The 2,609-nt window shown below is 65.1% G+C and carries 4 protein-coding genes and 1 pseudogene; all 5 read left to right on the top strand.

Annotation, left to right across the window (positions count from 1 at the left end; translation table 11 throughout):
• A pseudogene (locus A2I95_RS30765) lies at positions 1-186 on the top strand (signal recognition particle protein); the annotation flags it as partial.
• A gap of 3 nt (positions 187-189) precedes the next feature.
• Positions 190-741 (top strand): GNAT family N-acetyltransferase, encoded by a 552-nt coding sequence (locus tag A2I95_RS30770; protein WP_291735951.1) that lies wholly within the window; start codon positions 190-192, stop codon positions 739-741.
• 149 nt (positions 742-890) lie between these two features.
• A complete protein-coding gene (locus A2I95_RS30775; protein ID WP_051372002.1) occupies positions 891-1,457 on the top strand; it encodes a GNAT family N-acetyltransferase in 567 nt (188 codons plus the stop codon).
• A gap of 61 nt (positions 1,458-1,518) precedes the next feature.
• Positions 1,519-2,121: a GNAT family N-acetyltransferase gene (locus A2I95_RS30780; RefSeq protein WP_027257245.1), complete on the top strand. Its 603-nt coding sequence runs from the start codon at positions 1,519-1,521 to the stop codon at positions 2,119-2,121.
• Positions 2,122-2,235: 114 nt separating this feature from the next.
• Positions 2,236-2,544, top strand: coding sequence for a chorismate mutase (locus tag A2I95_RS30785; protein WP_027257244.1), 309 nt, complete (start codon positions 2,236-2,238; stop codon positions 2,542-2,544).
• Positions 2,545-2,609 lie beyond the last annotated feature (65 nt).

Below are 2,609 nucleotides of genomic sequence, written 5' to 3' on the forward strand. Positions count from 1 at the left end.
GGCATGTTCGGCAAGGGCGGCATGCCGGACATGGGCGGCATGGATCCCTCGCAAATGAACCCCAAGGCGCTGGAAGCCGCGGCCAAGGCAATGGGCGGCAAGGGCGGCATGCCCGGCGGCCTGCCCGGTCTTGGCGGCGGCATGGGCCTGCCTGCAGGCCTCAGCGGCTTCGGCAAGAAGAAGTAATCTATGCAGCTCCCCGTCATCCCTCAGCTAGAAACCGAACGCCTGGTCCTGCGCGGACCGGAGGCGGCCGATTTCGGTCCGGTGGCAGCGTTCTTCGCCGATGAAGCACACTCCTGGGGGTTTGGCGGCCCGCTGGACCGCAACGAAGCCTGGCGCTGGTTCACCATGTCAGTGGGCCACTGGGCGATGCGCGGTTTCGGCTTCTGGACCATCACCTGCAAGGAAACCGGCGAGGCGCTTGGCATCACCGGCATCTGGCAGCCCGAAGGCTGGCCGGAACCGGAACTGGGCTGGGTGGCGTTCCCGGCCGGCGAAGGCCGCGGCATCATGGCAGAGGCCGCACTGGCCGCCCGCTCCCACGCCTATGAGGTGATGGGCCTGCCGGCACTCAGTTCCAACATCTTCCCGGGCAACACCCGTTCGGTGGCGCTGGCCGAACGGCTGGGCGCGGTGTTCGAGGCGGAATTCGACAACCCCAAACACGGGCGCGAGCTGGTCTACCGCCACCCTGCCCCTGCCTCTCCTTGCGACGACGGGATGGAGGCCTACGCATGAGCTTCCCTCAAATTGGCCTGAAAACGGCGAGGCCGGCCGCCGCTGCCGCGCCCCGTTTAACTGAAAATTACGCAGTCTCCCCGATACTCCATCATTGGATGGGTGAATTTCATGCCGGGCGGTCCGCCGCCCGGACAAAGGGGTATAAAATGACTGACGTACAAACGCCGTACCCGCGGCTTGTTTCAAAACGGCTGATGCTGATTTCTCCGGCAGATCCGGAATTCAATGCCAACGCGGCCTTCCTGGATCCTGGCGCGCCGCGCTTTATCGATGCGGCGGCGGATACTGACTCGCTCTGGTGGTCGATTGCCACCATCATCGGCCATTGGCACCTGCACGGCTACGGCCTGTTTGCGGTGGTGGAGCGCAGCTCCGGGCTGACTGTGGGCCTCGTCGGCCCCTGGTTCCCCAAGGGCTGGCCGGAGCCGGAACTGTCCTGGCATCTGATGGAACCGGGCCGCGGCAAGGGCTACGCCAGCGAAGCGGCGCAATGTGTGCTCGACTGGCTGTTCGCCGAGGCCGGCTGGGACTCGATCGTCTCTTATGTGCCCGAGGAAAACGACGCCTCCATCGCGCTGGCCCGCCGTGTCGGTGCGCGGCCGGAAAAGCCGGTCTCCTTTCGCCTGCAGCCCGCGCCCAACATCCGCGCCTGGCGCCACATGCCGCCGCCGCGCGTGAGCGGCCCGCAGGCCGCACGGGGCCTGCTGCACTGATGCGCCGTCACTGGGTCATATCCCGGCCATGCCGCGCCCTTCCGCCGGAAGGAGCGCGCTGATGCCGTTCGATATCCCGGTGATTGAAACCCGCCGTCTGGTGCTGCGCGGCCCCGAACCGCAGGATTACCCCGATTTTAAGGCCACCTTCAGCTCCTACCGCGCGCGCTTCATGGGCGGGCCGCTGAACACCTACGAGGCCTGGATGCTCTATGCCGCCGAGATCGGCCACTGGCAGGTGCGCGGTTTCGGCATGTGGATGATTCACGACAAGGCCACCGATGAGACCTACGGCATGGCCGGCGGATGGCAGCCCGCAGGCTGGCCCGAGCGCGAGATCGCCTGGATCATCTGGCCCGGTGCCGCCGGCAAAGGCTATGCGCTGGAGGCAGCACAAGCCGCACGCGGACATTTTTATTCAAACCTGGGCTGGGAAACCGCAGTCAGCTATATCGACCCCAAGAATCTCGACTCGATCCGGCTTGCGGAACGGCTCGGCGCTGCCAAGGACCACAGCGCCGCCACCATCGACGGAAATGATGCGGTCTACCGCCACCCCGCGCCGGACGCCCTGAAGGATAGCCAGATTGCACATGGCATCGACATGGAAATCGCCCACTACGCCGATCCGCTCTTCAAACCGGAGGGCTGGGCCATTGACTGATCTGCACCTGGAAATCCTGACGCCGCGCCGCTGCGGCACACAAGGCGCACACCCTGGGTGCGCGCCTGCTGCCGTCCCGGCCGGCCCCGAGTTTGCTGCAATGCGGAGAACCCGATGACAACAGACACCCAAGATCCCGTGGCCCGCGCAGCCCAACTGCTGAAGGGCCACCGCGAAAGCATCGACCGTCTGGATGCGATCCTCGTCTATACTCTGGGCGAGCGGTTCAAGCACACCCAGGCGGTGGGCCGGCTCAAGGCTGAACACGACCTTCCCCCGTCCGATCCGGCCCGCGAAGCGGCACAGATCGCACGGCTCGAAGACTTGGCGGAACAGGCCGACCTGGACCCTGAATTTGCCAAGGCTTTCCTGAACTTCATCATCGGGGAAGTCATCCGCCACCACAAGAAACACCAAAAATAACAACAGACAACAGGAACAACCGGGGCAAACCCCGGACAACGCCATCAAAGGAGATGTACCCATGG

This window comes from Leisingera sp. F5 (genome assembly GCF_001593695.1).

Coding starts and splice junctions, on each gene's coding strand:
- A2I95_RS30770 (WP_291735951.1), top strand. CDS start 190: ATGCAGCTCCCCGTCATCCCTCAGCTAGAAACCGAACGCCTGGTCCTG.
- A2I95_RS30775 (WP_051372002.1), top strand. CDS start 891: ATGACTGACGTACAAACGCCGTACCCGCGGCTTGTTTCAAAACGGCTG.
- A2I95_RS30780 (WP_027257245.1), top strand. CDS start 1,519: ATGCCGTTCGATATCCCGGTGATTGAAACCCGCCGTCTGGTGCTGCGC.
- A2I95_RS30785 (WP_027257244.1), top strand. CDS start 2,236: ATGACAACAGACACCCAAGATCCCGTGGCCCGCGCAGCCCAACTGCTG.